Source organism: Acidimicrobiales bacterium (assembly GCA_016794585.1).
Taxonomy (GTDB): domain Bacteria; phylum Actinomycetota; class Acidimicrobiia; order Acidimicrobiales; family DATDAH01; genus JAEUJM01.
Window position 1 is genome coordinate 198,335 of record JAEUJM010000043.1, and the last position, 14,375, is coordinate 212,709.

Below are 14,375 nucleotides of genomic sequence, written 5' to 3' on the forward strand. Positions count from 1 at the left end.
ACCGGCGGGTTTCGTTACCATCCCCCCGTGAGTCCGACTCCGCAAGGCGTGGTGCGAGCGGCCCGTGCGGCCCGTTCCCGAAAGCGGGACGCGTGAACGGCGACCGCGCCCTCGCGGACGCCGTGAGCGACTTCGTCGACGCGTTGAGCCCCGTGATGGCCGAGATCGCCGCGGACCTCGACGGCGTCGACGCCGACGACCTGCGCCACGACGTCGTCCTCGAGGCCTACAACCTCAGCCTCGCCTTCATCGACTGCGACGACCGCCAGTCCGATGACGAGCTCCTGGGCCTCATCGAGGCCTTCGGCCCCCGCCTGGACAGCCAACTCGACCACGCCACCCCCGCGCTCATCCGAGAGGCCGGCCTGGTCACCGGCAAGCAGTCCGAGCTGTCGCAGACGACCGTGCTCTTCGACATCCTCCGCAAGGCCGACGAACGCCACGGCACCGGCCACGCTCGCCGCTACTACGACCTCGCGCTGCAGATCGCGTACACCGTCGCCTCCCTCGACGCCCGACCGTCCGAAGCCGAGCTGCGCGCCATCGACGACTACCGGGGCCTGCTCCTGCACGCCCTCGACGGGATCCGGGCGCGCGCCCCGGAGCGGCGCCACGACGCCACCACCCCCGAGCCGGGTGTGGGACCGGCGGGCCCGGCCACCGCCACGGCCGCCAGTGGACCGGCGGGGGCGCCGGCACCGCCCGACGAGGAGCCCCTTCCCCCTGCTCGGCCCATCGAGGAGCTGCTCGCCGAGCTCGACGGGCTCGTCGGCCTGGCCGGGGTCAAGGCCGAGGTCAAGCTCGTGTCCGACCTCATCGCGGTGCAGAACCTGCGCCGCGAGCGGGGGTTGCCCGTGCTCGACACCAGTCGCCACCTCGTCTTCACGGGCAACCCGGGCACGGGCAAGACCACGGTCGCGCGCCTGGTGGCCCAGATCTTCCGCACCCTCGGGGTGGTGGACAAGGGCCAGCTCGTCGAGACCGACCGGTCCCAGCTGGTGGTCGGCTACATCGGCCAGACCGCCACCCGGGTGCGGGAGGTGTTCGACAAGGCCGACGGCGGGGTCCTCCTCATCGACGAGGCCTACGCGCTGGCACGCGGCGGCGAACGCGACTTCGGCATCGAAGCCATCGACACCATCGTCAAGCTCGTCGAGGACCGCCGCGACTCGGTCGTGGTCATCGCCGCCGGCTACCCGGACGAGATGGCCGACTTCATCAACGCCAACCCGGGCCTCACCTCGAGGTTCCCGCGCACGATCGCCTTCGCCGACTACACCGACGACGAGTTGGTGGCCATCTTCTCGTCCCAGGCCGACAAGGCCGGCTACCGGTGCTCCCCCGAGGTGGTCGCCAGGGTGCGGGCGTGGTTCGAGGCCCAGCCCCGGGGCAAGGGCTTCGGCAACGGCCGCCTCGCCCGCAACCTGTTCGAAGAGGCGGTCGGACGCCAGGCCAGCCGGATCGTGGCGGGAGCCACCCCCACGGACGAGCAGCTCGGTGCGTTCTCGCCCGAGGACATCCCGGCGCCGGCAGCGGCCCCCACGACGTGAGGAGCGGCACGTGAAGCGGCTACTGGCCCTGGTGGGCGCTGCAGTGATGATCGGCGGGGCGGTGCTCGTCCGCGGGATGCTCGACGACGGGGGCGGCGGCGGCAACGGAGGCGGCGGCAACGGATCGGGTGGCGACGGCGCCACCCACCTGATCTGCGCCACCGAGCTGGCCGACGCCTGCGCCACCCTGGCCGAGGAGGACGACGACGTCACCTTCGACGTCGAGCCCGCCGGCGACACCGCCGAGCGCCTGACCGACGCGGCCTTCGATCCGGCCGAGTCCGACATCGACGGCTGGCTCACGCTCGACCCGTGGCCGGCGCTCGTCGAGCTCCGCCGCGACCTCGCCAACCAGCCCGCCGTCCTCGGAGAGCCCTCCGACGTCCTCGCCACCACCCGGCTGGCCCTCGTCGGGCCCGCGGCGCGCGTCGACCTGCTGGCGGCGGCCTGCGGCGGGGTGGACCAGACGGGCTGGCGGTGCCTCGGCGAGATCGCCGACGAGCCGTGGAGCGCCCACGGGGGCAGCACCACCCAGGGCCGGATCGAGGTCGGCCACGACGACCCCACCCAGGAGGCCGCCGGGCTCCTCGTGCTGGGCCAGGCCGCCGCCGACTACTTCGGCACCACCGCGTTCGCCAGGAACGACTTCGACGCCGACCCCGGCTTCCGGAACTGGCTGGAGCAGCTCGAGAACGCCGACCCGGGGCTTCCCCCCGCCGTCGCCGCCCAGCCGGTGATCACCCAGCTCGAGCAGTTCCCGACGGCCTCCTGGGACGCGGTCGGCACCCTCGACCCGGATGCGGTCGCCACGAAGGCCCGCACGTCCGACGCGTTCACCGTCCTCTACCCTTCGCCCATGATCCGGGCCGAAGTGGTGATCGCCCCGATCCGGGGCCACGAGGTCGACGTCAGCGAGGACGACCTCGAGGCCGCGCTGGAGAGCGCCGGCTGGACGCCCGGGCCCGCCCCGGACGACACGCCCGCCGGCCCCTCCGCCGGGGTGTACCAAGCCTTGATCGAAGAGTGGGAGCAAGCGACATGACGAGACGCATCGGAGCGGTCCTGCTGTGCATGGTGCTGGCCGCCGGCGCCGTGGCCTGCTCGACCGGTGGCGACGAGAGCAGCTCGGACACCGTGGCCGAGGACGGCCTGCTCGGCGAGGACCCGGGCGACTGCGTGGTCGTCGACATGGCGGTCTCCCCCGAGAAGATCGACCTCATGACCGACCTGGCCCGCACCTTCAACGACTCGGACGACGCCCAGCTGGGCGACGAGTGCATCTTCGTGCGGCCGCAGCGCAAGTCGTCCGGCGGCAGCGAGCAGCTCCTGCGCGACGGCTGGGACGAGGCGGTCGAGGGCCCGCTCCCGGTCATCTGGTCACCCGCCTCCAGCGCGTGGGGCGCGGTGCTCAACCAGCAGCTCACCGACCAGGGTGACGAGCCCATCGCCACCGAGGGCGAGCCGTTCATGCTCACCCCGCTGGTCATCGCCATGCCCGAGCCCATGGCCGAGGCCCTCGGCTACCCCGACGAGCCCGTGGGTTGGGCCGACGTCCTGCGCCTGTCCCGCGACCCCGAGGGCTGGGCCGCATTCGGCCACCCCGAGTGGGGCCCCTTCCGGCTGGGCAAGACCAACCCGAACTTCTCGACCAGCGGGCTGTCCGCCCTCATCGCCCAGGCCTACGCCAACACCGGCAAGACCGAGGGCCTCACCATCGAGGACCTCGACCAGCCCGAGGTGGCCGAGGCGGCCCGGGACGTCGAATCGGCCGTCGTGCACTACGGCGACACCACCTTGACCTTCCTCAACAACATGTACCGGGCCGACCAGCGGGGCAACGCCCTCACCTACGCCTCGGCCATCGCCGTCGAGGAGAAGTCGGTCATCGACTACAACACCGGCAACCCCGACGGTGTGCTCGACCCGGGCGAGGAGCCGCGTCCGCCCCGCGTCCCGCTCGTGGCCATCTACCCCGAGGAGGGGACGCTGTTCAGCGACAACCCCCTCATCACGCTCGACGCCGAGTGGGTGTCGCAGGCCGAGCAGGACGCCGCCGCCAAGTTCATCGAGTTCGTCCAGCAGCCCGAGAACCAGGAGCGGGTGCTCGAGTTCGGCTTCCGTCCCGGCAACCCCGACGTGGCTCTCGCCGCGCCGATCGTGGCCGAGAACGGGGTCGACCCCGACCAGCCCCAGACCCTCCTCGAGGTGCCCGAGCCCGAGGTGATGGTGGCTCTGCTCGACAAGTGGGACCGCCAGCGCAAGGGCGCGCAGGTGATCCTGCTCATGGACGTGTCCGGCTCCATGGGCGACATCGGCGACCCCGACTCCGGCGAGACCAAGCTCGACCTCGCCAAGCGCGCCGCCATCGAGGCGCTCGACGACTTCGCCGAGCAGGACGAGGTGGGGCTGCGCGTGTTCTCCACCGACCTCGGGCCATCGGGCACCGCCGAGTTCGTCGACGTCGTCCCGGTCGGCCCCATCGCCGATCAGCGAGAGCAACTGGCCGACGCCATCGCCGACCTCGTGCCCACCAACGGCACGCCGCTCTACAGCGCCACCCAGGCCGCCTACGAGGACGCCGTCGCCGCGTTCGACCCCGACCGCATCAACGCCGTGGTCTTGTTGTCCGACGGTGTGAACGACGACGGCGACACCTCCGACGACGACGAGCAGCTCGACGAGCTGCTCGCCAGCCTCCAGTCCGACAGCGAGGGCCAGCTCTCGTCGCCCGTGCGGGTCTTCCCCATCGCCTACGGCGGCGACGCCGACCTCGCCACCCTGCGCCGCATCGCCGAGGCCTCGACCGCCGCCGTCTACGACGCCAGCGACCCCACCTCGATCGACAAGGTCTTCGCCGCCGTGGTCTCCAACTTCTAGGCCCCCGATGCCCCGCCTCTCGTTCCGCGACCGCTTCCTGACCCCTCCCGTGGCCCGGGCCATCATGTCGCCGTCGGGCATCCTGCTCGCCGGGGCGGGGGCCTCGCTGGCCATCCTCGTCGGGCTCGGGCCGATCGGCGCGGTGGCGCTGGGCGCCGCGGCGTGGGCGGGACGGGTCGGCTACGCGGTCCCCCGCAAGGCGGGCGACGACCGCATCGACCCGTTCACCCTCAACGAGCCGTGGCGGCGATTCGTCCAGTCGGCCCTCCAGTCCCAGAGCCGCTTCGACCAGGCCGTGCGCAACGCCGAGCGCGGGCCCCTGCGCGACCGTCTCGGGCAGATCGGCGACCGGGTGCACGACGCCGTGCGCGAGAGCTGGCGCATCGCCCGGCAGGGCCAGGTGCTCGCAGATGCGTCCGGGCAGATCGACACGGCGGGCGTGCAGCGCCAGCTCGACGAGGTGCGGGCCAACGCCGACGCCCCCTGGGCGGCGGGGAGCTCGCTCGACAAGACCGCCGCCGCCCTCGAGGCGCAGCTCGCCTCGGCCCGACGACTCGCCACGGTGACCCGCGAGGCCGAGGATCGTCTGCGCCTCCTGAACGCCCGCATGGACGAGATGGTGGCCCGGGCCATCGAGCTCTCGGTCGACGCCAGCCAGGTGGACGAGCTCGGTGGGCTCGGCTCCGACGTCGACAGCCTCGTCGACGAGATGGAGGCCCTGCGCCTCGCCATGGACGAGACCGACCGGATGGGCGACGCACCGCCTCCCGAGCTCCCGCCCCCCACCGCCGCGCCAGGGACGCCGTCGCCGGCGTGAGCAACACGGGGCCCGAGCGGCCCGGCGAGGCGGCCGCCACCGGTCGCCTGGTCAAGTCCAGCGCGGTCGTCGGCGTCGGTACCGGGCTGAGCCGCCTGAGCGGCCTCCTGCGGGTCGGCGCGCTCACGTACGCGCTCGGTGCCACCACGCTGAGCGACGCGTACAACCTGGCCAACACCACGCCCAACATCGTCTACGAGCTCATCCTCGGCGGCATCCTCTCGGCCACGCTCGTGCCGATCTTCGTCGACCACCTCGAGCACGACGACGAGGAGGGCACCTCCACCGTCGTCACCGTGGCCGTCGTGTCCCTGGCGGTGCTCACGCTCATGGCCATGCTGGCGGCACCGCTCATCATCCACATCTACGCCCTGCGCCTGCCGACGGACGAGGCGGCGGCACAGGCAGAGGTGGCGGTGCCTCTCCTGCGCCTCTTCCTCCCCCAGATCTTCTTCTACGGCCTCATGAGCCTCGGCACCGCACTGCTCAACGCCCGTCGCTCGTTCTTCGCCCCGGCCTACGCCCCCATCCTCAACAACGTCGTGGTGATCGCGATGCTGGTGGGCTTCGCGGTGGTGGCCGGCAGCTCACCCAGCCTCGACCAGGTGCAGGGCGACACTTCGCTCCTGCTCCTGCTCGGGGTGGGCACCACCGCCGGCATCGTGGCCATGACGGTGGCCCTGTGGCCCGCCATCCGCCGTGCGGGCATCCGGCTCCGCTTCCGCTTCGACCTCCGGCACCCGTCGGTGCGCAAGGTCGCGGGGCTGTCGGGCTGGACCCTCGGCTACGCCGCCTGCAACCAGGTCGCCCTGTTCGTCGTACTGGCACTCGCGACGGGCGAGGGGGCCGGTGCCGTCTCGGCCTACACGTACGCCTTCATCTTCTTCCAGCTCCCCCACGGTCTCCTGGCCGTCTCGATCATGACGACGTTCCTGCCCGATCTCTCCGCGTTCGCCGCCCGCCTCGACTTCGCCGGGTTCCGCGACCGGTTCGGCCTGGGGCTGCGCCTGCTCATCCTGGTGATCCTGCCCGCCGCCGTGGGCTACGTCCTGCTCGCGAGGCCAGTGATCGCCGCCCTCCTCGAGCGAGGGGCCTTCGGCGACACCTCCGGCGATCTGACCGCCGAGGTGCTGGCGGCCATGGCCCTCGGCCTGGTGGGCTTCTCCGTCTACTTGTTCGTCCTCCGCGGCTTCTACGCGTTGAAGGACACCCGCACGCCCTTCCTGCTCAACCTGTTCGAGAACGCGGTCAACATCGCCCTGGCCTTCGCGCTGGTCGGCCGCTTCGGCGCCCAGGGGCTCGCCCTCGCCTACGCCGCGGCGTACTCCGCCGCCGGCCTCCTCGCGGTGTTCGTGCTGCGTCGTCGCATCGGCGGGCTCGACGGACGCCGCACCCTCAGCGCCATCGGGCGCATGGCGGTCGCAGCCGTGGTGATGGCTGTGGCGGTGCTCCTGGCCCGCGAGCTGATCGGTTCGAACGAGGGGCTCGGCGCGGTCGCCCGCACGACCGCCGGCGTGGTGGTGGGTGCTGCGGTCTACCTCGGCGCCCTCTACGCGCTCCGCCTCCAGGAGCTGCACGAGCTGGTGGCGCGCTTCCGGCGGCGAGGAGCGGGGAACGCCGCCACCCCTGCCCTGTAGGCTCTCGGGCATGGGAAAGCTCATGCGTCGGTGGTGGAAGTACTGGACCGCCAAGCTCACCGGGAAGTTCAACGAGAGCGCTGATCCGAAGATCCAGCTCGAGCAGGCCATCCAGGAAGCCCAGGACCAGCACCGCCGGCTCAAGGAGCAGGCGGCGAACGTCATCGCCAACCAGAAGCAGACCGAGATGCGGTTGAACCGCACCCTCGAAGAGCTCGAGAAGGTCACCGGCAACGCCCGCCAGGCCGTGATGATGGCCGACGAAGCGTCCAAGAAGGGCGACCAGGAGAAGGCAGCCGAGTACACCCGGGCCGCCGAGTCGATCGCCAACCGCCTCATCGCCCTCGAGAGCGAGGTCGAGAACCTGAAGGCGCTGTCGCTCCAGAGTGCCCAGGCCTCCGATCAGGCCAAGGCCGCCGTCGCCCAGAACTCCGCCCAGCTCCAGAAGAAGCTGGCCGAGCGCCAGAAGCTCATGGGCCAGCTCGACCAGGCCAAGATGCAGGAGCAGGTCAACAAGGCCATGGCCTCGCTCAGCGAGACCGTCGGCGAGGACGTCCCCACCTTCGACGAGGTGCGCGACAAGATCGAGGCCCGGTACGCGAAGGCCAAGGGCATGTCCGAGCTCCAGGAGGAGTCGGTCGAGAGCCGCATGCTCGAGATCGAGCAGGCCACCATGAACACCGAGGCCACCGCCCGCCTGTCGGAGATCCGGGCCCAGATGGGCCTCGAGGCGCCGGCCGAGGCGGCCGCACCGCAGGTGGAGGCCGCGGCCGAGCCCGCTCCCGCCGAGTCGCCCGAGCCGTCCGCCTGACCGCTCTCCCGACGCCCTCGGGCGTGGGCTAGGGAAGCACCACCAGATCGTCGCGGTGCACGACCAGTTGGTCGCGCACGCCCGCGGCGATCTCCCGGCTGGGCAGACGCACCAGCCCCTTGGCGAACACGGCGCCCGACGGGTCTTTGACCTCTACGGCGTCGTTCACCTCGAAGGTCCCGGTCACGGCGACCACCCCCGCGGCCAGCAACGACCGGTTGGCCTCCACGAGGGCCCTGCGGGCGCCGTCATCGACCGTGAGCGACCCCGACGAGCCGACCGCGAAGGCGATCCAGAGCTTGCGGGCCGTGATGCGCCGGTCCTGGGGCAGCACCGTGGTGCCCACGCCGCTGATACCCGCGACGGCGTCGGCCAGCACGCCGTCGCGGTGCGCGGCGGCCACCACCGCCCGCACCCCCGACCACGCGGCGATCTTGGCCGCCCGAAGCTTCGAGCTCATGCCCCCGCTCCCCCGCACCGTGCCGGTCCCGCCGGCGCGCCGCTCGAGGTCGTTGTCGACCTCGACGATCTCCTCGATGAGCGATGCGGTCTCGTCGAGCCGGGGGTCCGCGGTGAGGACCCCCACCGTGTCGGTGAGCAGGACGAGGACGTCGGCACCGAGCAGGTGCGCCACCAGGGCGGCGAGGCGGTCGTTGTCGCCGAAGCGGATCTCGTCGTCGGCGATGGCGTCGTTCTCGTTCACCACGGGCACGACCCCGAGCTCGAGGAGCCGCTCGAGGGTTGCCCGGGCGTGCAGATACTGCTGGCGGACGATGAAATCGAGCGGCGCGAGCAGCAGCTGCCCGGCGACGAGTCCGTGCTCGGCGAGGGCGGCGTCGTAGACCCGCATCAGGCGGCTCTGGCCGATGGCCGACGCCGCCTGGAGGGTGACGGCGTCCTTTGGCCGCTCGGGGAAAGCGAGGCTGGGCAGGCCCGCGGCGATGGCCCCCGACGTCACGGCCACGACCTGGTGGCCGGCGGAGCGGAGCCCAGCGACGTCGCCGCAGAACTTGGCGATGGCGCGTTCGTCGATGGTGCCGTGCTCGTCGGTGATCGACGAGGTCCCGATCTTCGCGACGACCCTCACGTTCCCACCCGATCGCCCACCGTCAGCCGAACAGGTCCGGCTCGTAGTCGAACGCGACCGCGCCGATGCGCACCGTGTCGCCCTCCTGTGCGCCGGCCCGCGCCAGAGCGCGGTCGACGCCGACCTTGCGGAGCCGGTGCTGCGCGTACTCGAGGGCGTCGGCGTTGGTGAGGTCCGACAGCGCCACGGCCCGCTCGGCCTGGCGACCGATGACCCGGAAGCTGCCGTCGTCCTCCCGCTCGATGCGCACCCCCTCCTGCTCGGGCCGGTGCACGACGAACGCATGGTCGCGATCGGCACCCTCGGCCGCCCGGGCCTCACTGACCAGGTTGGCCATGCGCCCGACGAGCTCGGGCAGTCCCTGACCGGTCACTGCCGACACGTCGAGCACCCGCTCGGCGTCCTCGTCGCCCTGCCCGTCGGCGAGGTCGGCCCGCGAGCCGATGATCAGCCGTGGGCGGTCGAGCAGATCGGCCTGGTAGTCACCCAGCTCGCGCAACAGGACCGCCTCCTGCTCCGCGGGCGGCCGCTCGGCCACCGGTGAGAGGTCGAGCAGGACGACCAGGGCGCGGGCCCGCTCGACGTGGCGCAGGAACTGGTGGCCGAGGCCCTTGCCCTCGCTCGCCCCTTCGATGAGCCCGGGGATGTCGGCGACCACGAACTCGACGCCGGGTCGGGCGCTGTCATCGGGCATGCGCACCACGCCGAGGTTGGGCTCGAGGGTGGTGAACGGGTAGTCCGCGATCTTCGGCTTGGCCGCCGAGATGCGGGAGATCAGAGTGCTCTTGCCCACGTTGGGGAAACCCACGAGGGCGACGTCGGCCATGAGCCGCAGCTCGAGGCGGAGCCAGCGCTCCTCGCCCTCCTCACCCTGCTCGGCGAAGGCCGGAGCCCGGCGGCGGTTGGACAGGAAGCGGGCGTTACCCCGCCCGCCCTGGCCGCCTTGGGCGGCCAGCCAGCGATCGCCGGTGGTCACGAGGTCGGCGAGCAGCTCGCCGTCCTGGGCGTACACGGTGGTGCCCTCGGGCACCGGCACGATGAGGTCCTCGCCGCCGGCGCCGTGCTTGCGTTTGCCCTGGCCGTGGGTGCCACTGGTGGCCCGGCGGTGAGGGTGGTCGCGGAAGGCGAGGAGGGAGGCCACGTTGTTGTCGGCCACGAGCCAGATGTCGCCGCCCCGGCCGCCGTCGCCTCCGTCGGGACCGCCCTTGGCCACGTGGGCCTCGCGCCGGAACGCGACGCAGCCCGCGCCACCATCACCACCGCGGACGTTCAGCCCGCACTCGTCGACGAATCCCGACACCTGTTCAGGATAGGGAGGCGGAGGCCCACCTCCCGGCCATTACCCGTCGCGGACCAGGTGGACCGGGTCGCCGATGATCTGCGCGCTCCAGGTCGTGCGGTCGTTCGGCTGTCCGCCGAACTGGTAGTTGATCCTCCACCAGCATCCCGGCAAGGTGCCGAGCGTGCAGGCGTAGTTGCTCGGCAGGCTTACGTCGATGTCCAGCCACTGGCCGTTGAAGAGCGGGCTGCCGCCGTTCGAGGTCTGGATGGTGCACGTGGCGAGGGTGGTGGACACCCCGGTGGCCCGGTTGCGGTAGGTGCACGGGGGAATGGTCCCGTCGGGGCGCTTCACGCTGAGGTAGGCGTTGCCGGACTGGCCGTCACCGGGGTCGAAGAGGCTGACCTCGAAGGTCTTGCCGGCGTGGATCTGATCGACCTCGGCCAGGTAGAAGTCGGCCGTCGCGGTCGCGGCGTTGTTGAACATCGACATGTCCGATAGCGCGTAGACCCGGGGCTGACCGGTCGTCGACGTCGACGTGCACGACCCGGTGCCCGAGCACACTCGGATGGCGTACTGGTTCCACCCGTTGCCGGAGTCCGTCGAGCCGGTGATGCCGCTGGAGCGCACGACCAGAGGGAACACACCCGCCTGGCCGACCGTGACCCGGCACAGCAGCGCCCACTGGTTCTTGTAGGTGCCGGAGCTGGCCTCGGCGTCCAGGGTGAGCTTCCCGTTCGCCCCGGAACCGTTGCACTGGCCCGCCAGGCTGGGGTTGTCGCTGTTGTCGAGGGGGGTGTTGTCCGAGCGGTACATCTCGTACTGCGTGCGCACGCCGGTCGCCGCGTTCGAGCCCGAGCAGGCGTTCTGGCCACACGCCTGGGTGTTGTCCGCGGTCTCGACGGTCGGGTAGTTCGTCCGGTGGTAGTGCCCGGCGTCGTAGAGCTCGACGGTGAGGGACTGGCCCACCATCGAGGCCGGGACGTTGATCCCGTAGCTGTAGCCCTCGGTGCGGTACTCCGTGTTGCTCTGCGTGCACGACGTGCCCGAGGAGCCTGCGCCGCACTTCGTCGAGTAGGGGTCGCCGTTGTTCCGGTCGGTGTAGGGCCCGGAGATCGACCCCCAGAAGTTCGGGTTCACCCCCGCCACGGGGTCGTTGCCGAAGCGGTTCAGTGGGCTCCCGAGTGGCACCGGGAGCACGTACTCGGCGGTGGCCGCCCGGGTGATGGCGACATCGCCGATGAACAGCTCGGAGAAGAACTGGTCGGCCTGGGCGTCCTGGATGATCACCCGGAGCTTGCGGGTCGAGGTCGCGTCACCGGTGACCGTGATGGTGATGTTGTCCTGGCCGTTCACGAACCCGTTGCGCTGCGCCGTGGCGAGCGCGACCGTGCGGGCCTGGGCCAGGTCGGGCATCCAGACCACCCCGGCGAGGGCCGCGGCGTCGGCGGCGCGCTGGATCCGGTTGGCCCGGGCGTACCAGGCGCCGACGTCGGTGGCGAAGCCGGTGAAGGCCAGCAGGGGCAGCAGCAACAGGGCGGCGAGGACGAGGGCGTACCCCTTCTCCCCGCGGAAGCGGCGCCGGCGGTCGGTGACGGGTCGAGACGGCACGGGCACCTCCTAGATGCTCGGCTCGAGCCGCATGACGGCGTGGTCGGTGATGGTGAGGCCGCTACCGGGGAACATGCGGGTCACCCACGGGTGGCTGACCGAGATCCAGACCCCGAGGTAGTCGGCGCCGGCCGACTGCTGCGACTGACGGTCCAGCGGGCACCAGAAGCGGTCCCAGGCCGCAGCGGAGCAGGACGTCCCGGTCGTGGCGAAGTTGGAGGTGGACAGCGTGGCCAGCTGCGCACCCGTGTAGACGTTGCACCGCACCGAGCCCGAGTTGATGCCGGTGGCCGAGGTCGTGCAGTTGGGGGGAACGGCTCCATCGGTCGTGGTCGACCGGTAGATGACGACCTTGTTGATCTGAGCGTTGGGGATGGAGGCCACGGCAGCCTGCACGGCGAGCAACGTGTTGTAGTCGGCCATGCGGTCGTTTCCGGCGTTGCTGCCCACCCGCGCGCCGGCCCGCGTCGTGGAGGCGATGGTGATGGAGTCGCGCCAGGCCAGGCCGAACTCCAAGATGCCGATGGCGATCATCACGAGCAGCGGCGTGAACAGGATCATCTCGACGAGGGCGGCGCCCCGCTCACCGCGACGCCGCCGCGCCCGAAGGCGCCACAGCGCGGTCAATGTGTGCCCTCCGGCTCCATACGCATCACCGTCGAATCGGTGAAGGTCAGGGACGGGCCGAACAGCCCCGTGACCCAGATGTGCTTCACCTGGATCCACACGCCGACGTAGTCGGGCGGCCCGTTGGTACCCGTCAGCGCGGTCTTTCGGGTGGTCGGGCACCAGAAGCGGTCGAGGTTGCGGTCACCGCGGCACCCGAACTCGCTCTCGGCCAGGTCGAGGGCCGCGGCCGTGTAGACGTTGCACGTCCCTTGCACGGGCGTGCCGTTCGCACAGGTCGTGGGCACGACGGTGTTCGGCCCGCTGGCCTCGTAGATCACGATGCGCTCGATGTCGCGGCGGTCGATGACGTTGGACGCGTCGGCGATGGTCTGGAGGATGTCGAAGTCGGCGGTCAGGTCGTTGCCGTAGATGCTGGCGGCACGAGCCCCGTCCCGGGTGGTGTTGGCGACCGCCAGGTAGTCCCGGAAGGCCATCCCGAACTCGAGGATGGAGAACAGGAGGAAGAACAGGACGGGCGTGATGAAGGCCGCCTCGACGAGGACGGACCCTCGTTCGCCGCGCGCGCGGGCGCCGAGCGGGCCTCGCCCCCTGGTTCCCGTCACCTCTGCCACGAGTTGTCCTTCTCCGACGCCGCTGGCCTTCCTCCTCTGATCGGCCGCAGGAGCCCGGTGGTGAGGGTGCGCCACCGCAAATGGGGTGTGCGCCCCATGCGCGGGACGGCCCCGGGGCCCGCATGGCTGTCACGGCCCCTGCGTAGGGTGGGGTCGTGGAGCCCGTCACCACCTCCGAACGCAACGAGCGTTGGGCGTCGACCATGCACGGCCACCGTGCAGGCGGCGCCGTCCGCCTGGCCCATCCCGACGACGTCGGCCTCGGCGAGGTGGTGCTTTTCGACCGCGAAGCCCGGGAGGAGGCGGAGGACGTTGCGCTCTCGCCGAGCGCCACCCGGGCACAGGGCGCCGGCACCCGGGCCGTGGAGGAAGCGCCCGACCCGCTGCGCACGTGCTTCGAGCGCGACCGCGACCGGATCCTTCACTCGGCCTCGTTCCGCCGGTTGGCGGGGAAGACCCAGGTCTTCGTCTTCCCCGACGACCATCAGCGCACACGCCTCACCCACGCCCTCGAGGTCGCACAGGTGGCGACCGCGGTGGCCACCGCCTGTGGGCTGAACGCCACCCTCACCGAGGCCATCGCCCTCGGCCACGACTGCGGCCACGGCCCCGGTGGGCACGCCAGCGAGGACGCGCTCAGCCCCTACGTGCCCGGCGGCTTCGACCACGCCGTGTGGGGCGCTGACGTCGTGGTGGCACCCCTCAACCTGTGCGCCGAGACCCTCGACGGCATCCGCAACCACTCGTGGTCGCGGCCAGCCCCCCTCACCCCCGAGGGGGCCGTGGTGAGCTGGGCCGACCGCATCGCCTACTCCTGCCACGATCTCGAGGACGCCGTGCAGGCGGGCATCGTCACCTACGACCTGCTGCCCCCGCTCGTGCGCGAACGCGTCGGCACCTCGCGCAGCAGCCAGCTCCGGGCCTTCATCCGCGGCATGGTCGACGCCGCCGTGACCACCGGGCAGGTCGGCATGACCGACGAGCTCGCCACCGCCCTGGCCGAGCTGCGCTCCTTCAACTACGAGCGGGTCTACCTGCGGCCGGCGTCGGTGCGCCAGAGCGAGGCGGTGGTCCGTGTCCTGCGGGCCCTGGTCGAGCACTTCGCCGACCGACCCAACCTGCTCCCCGGGGAGCACGCGGAAGGCATTCCCGGTGGCAGCGAGGAGGCACTCGAAGCGGCGGTGGGCTACGTCGCGGGCATGACCGACCGCTACGCCTGCCAACAGGCGATCGCCCACCTGGGCTGGGCCCGCGAGGACCTGCCCGAGGGCATCGACGTCCTGCGCTGAGCCCGCTACCGGCGCTGCGGCGCCTGTGCGCCCGGGGCTCACGCTCACCGACTGGTCCTTTCGGCCTAGGGATGGGTTCGCCCCTAGTCCTTTCGGCCCACCCGACCCCCCACCTTGAGGTGGTCGTGGGACGACCCAGCCCAAAACGACCTCCGCCCCCGGCGAGGCCGGGGGCG

General features: G+C 71.7%; 12 protein-coding genes. 7 read left to right on the forward strand and 5 right to left on the reverse strand.

The genetic code is table 11. The features are described 5' to 3' along the window. Positions 1–92: 92 nt before the first annotated feature. The 6 genes from JNK12_21600 to JNK12_21625 are packed head-to-tail and all read left to right on the forward strand — an operon-like array spanning position 93 to position 7,692. A complete protein-coding gene (locus JNK12_21600; protein MBL8778544.1) occupies positions 93–1,550 on the forward strand; it encodes an AAA family ATPase in 1,458 nt (485 codons plus the stop codon). A 10-nt stretch (positions 1,551–1,560) separates the two neighbouring features. Beyond that, positions 1,561–2,592 carry a hypothetical protein gene (locus JNK12_21605; protein MBL8778545.1) on the forward strand — a complete coding sequence of 344 codons (1,032 nt, stop codon included), beginning with the start codon at positions 1,561–1,563 and terminating at the stop codon, positions 2,590–2,592. Continuing rightward, positions 2,589–4,427, forward strand: a complete 1,839-nt coding sequence (locus tag JNK12_21610) for an extracellular solute-binding protein (GenBank protein MBL8778546.1) — start codon at positions 2,589–2,591, stop codon at positions 4,425–4,427. The genes JNK12_21605 and JNK12_21610 overlap by 4 nt, the downstream gene beginning before the upstream one ends. A gap of 7 nt (positions 4,428–4,434) precedes the next feature. Then, a complete protein-coding gene (locus JNK12_21615; protein ID MBL8778547.1) occupies positions 4,435–5,244 on the forward strand; it encodes a hypothetical protein in 810 nt (269 codons plus the stop codon). Next, a complete protein-coding gene (gene murJ, locus JNK12_21620) occupies positions 5,241–6,881 on the forward strand; it encodes a murein biosynthesis integral membrane protein MurJ (protein ID MBL8778548.1) in 1,641 nt (546 codons plus the stop codon). Before JNK12_21615 ends, murJ begins: the two co-directional genes overlap by 4 nt. Positions 6,882–6,891: 10 nt before the next feature. Next, positions 6,892–7,692 carry a PspA/IM30 family protein gene (locus JNK12_21625; protein MBL8778549.1) on the forward strand — a complete coding sequence of 267 codons (801 nt, stop codon included), beginning with the start codon at positions 6,892–6,894 and terminating at the stop codon, positions 7,690–7,692. Positions 7,693–7,720: 28 nt separating this feature from the next. Here the strand turns inward: JNK12_21625 and proB are convergent, their stop codons facing one another. The 5 genes from proB to JNK12_21650 are packed head-to-tail and all read right to left on the reverse strand — an operon-like array spanning position 7,721 to position 12,910. Further along, a complete protein-coding gene (gene proB, locus JNK12_21630) occupies positions 7,721–8,779 on the reverse strand; it encodes a glutamate 5-kinase (GenBank protein MBL8778550.1) in 1,059 nt (352 codons plus the stop codon). A 22-nt stretch (positions 8,780–8,801) separates the two neighbouring features. Then, entirely contained in the window at positions 8,802–10,079 is a 1,278-nt protein-coding gene (gene obgE, locus JNK12_21635) for a GTPase ObgE (protein ID MBL8778551.1), read from the reverse strand. Between the two features lie 39 nt (positions 10,080–10,118). Then, the gene (locus tag JNK12_21640) at positions 10,119–11,669 is read right to left on the reverse strand and encodes a hypothetical protein (protein ID MBL8778552.1); all 1,551 of its coding nucleotides are present in this window, start codon (positions 11,667–11,669) and stop codon (positions 10,119–10,121) included. Between the two features lie 9 nt (positions 11,670–11,678). Next, positions 11,679–12,296: a pilus assembly protein gene (locus tag JNK12_21645; protein MBL8778553.1), complete on the reverse strand. Its 618-nt coding sequence runs from the start codon at positions 12,294–12,296 to the stop codon at positions 11,679–11,681. Then, a complete protein-coding gene (locus JNK12_21650; GenBank protein MBL8778554.1) occupies positions 12,293–12,910 on the reverse strand; it encodes a pilus assembly protein in 618 nt (205 codons plus the stop codon). Before JNK12_21650 ends, JNK12_21645 begins: the two co-directional genes overlap by 4 nt. 203 nt (positions 12,911–13,113) lie before the next feature. On the opposite strand from JNK12_21650, the gene JNK12_21655 reads away from it, so the two are divergent. Continuing rightward, positions 13,114–14,199, forward strand: coding sequence for an HD domain-containing protein (locus JNK12_21655; GenBank protein ID MBL8778555.1), 1,086 nt, complete (start codon positions 13,114–13,116; stop codon positions 14,197–14,199). Positions 14,200–14,375: the final 176 nt, after the last annotated feature.

Excerpts from the sequence above, each read along its gene's own strand:
- JNK12_21610 (MBL8778546.1), top strand. The coding sequence starts at position 2,589 with ATGACGAGACGCATCGGAGCGGTCCTGCTGTGCATGGTGCTGGCCGCC.
- JNK12_21615 (MBL8778547.1), top strand. The coding sequence starts at position 4,435 with ATGCCCCGCCTCTCGTTCCGCGACCGCTTCCTGACCCCTCCCGTGGCC.
- JNK12_21625 (MBL8778549.1), top strand. The coding sequence starts at position 6,892 with ATGGGAAAGCTCATGCGTCGGTGGTGGAAGTACTGGACCGCCAAGCTC.
- JNK12_21655 (MBL8778555.1), top strand. The coding sequence starts at position 13,114 with ATGCACGGCCACCGTGCAGGCGGCGCCGTCCGCCTGGCCCATCCCGAC.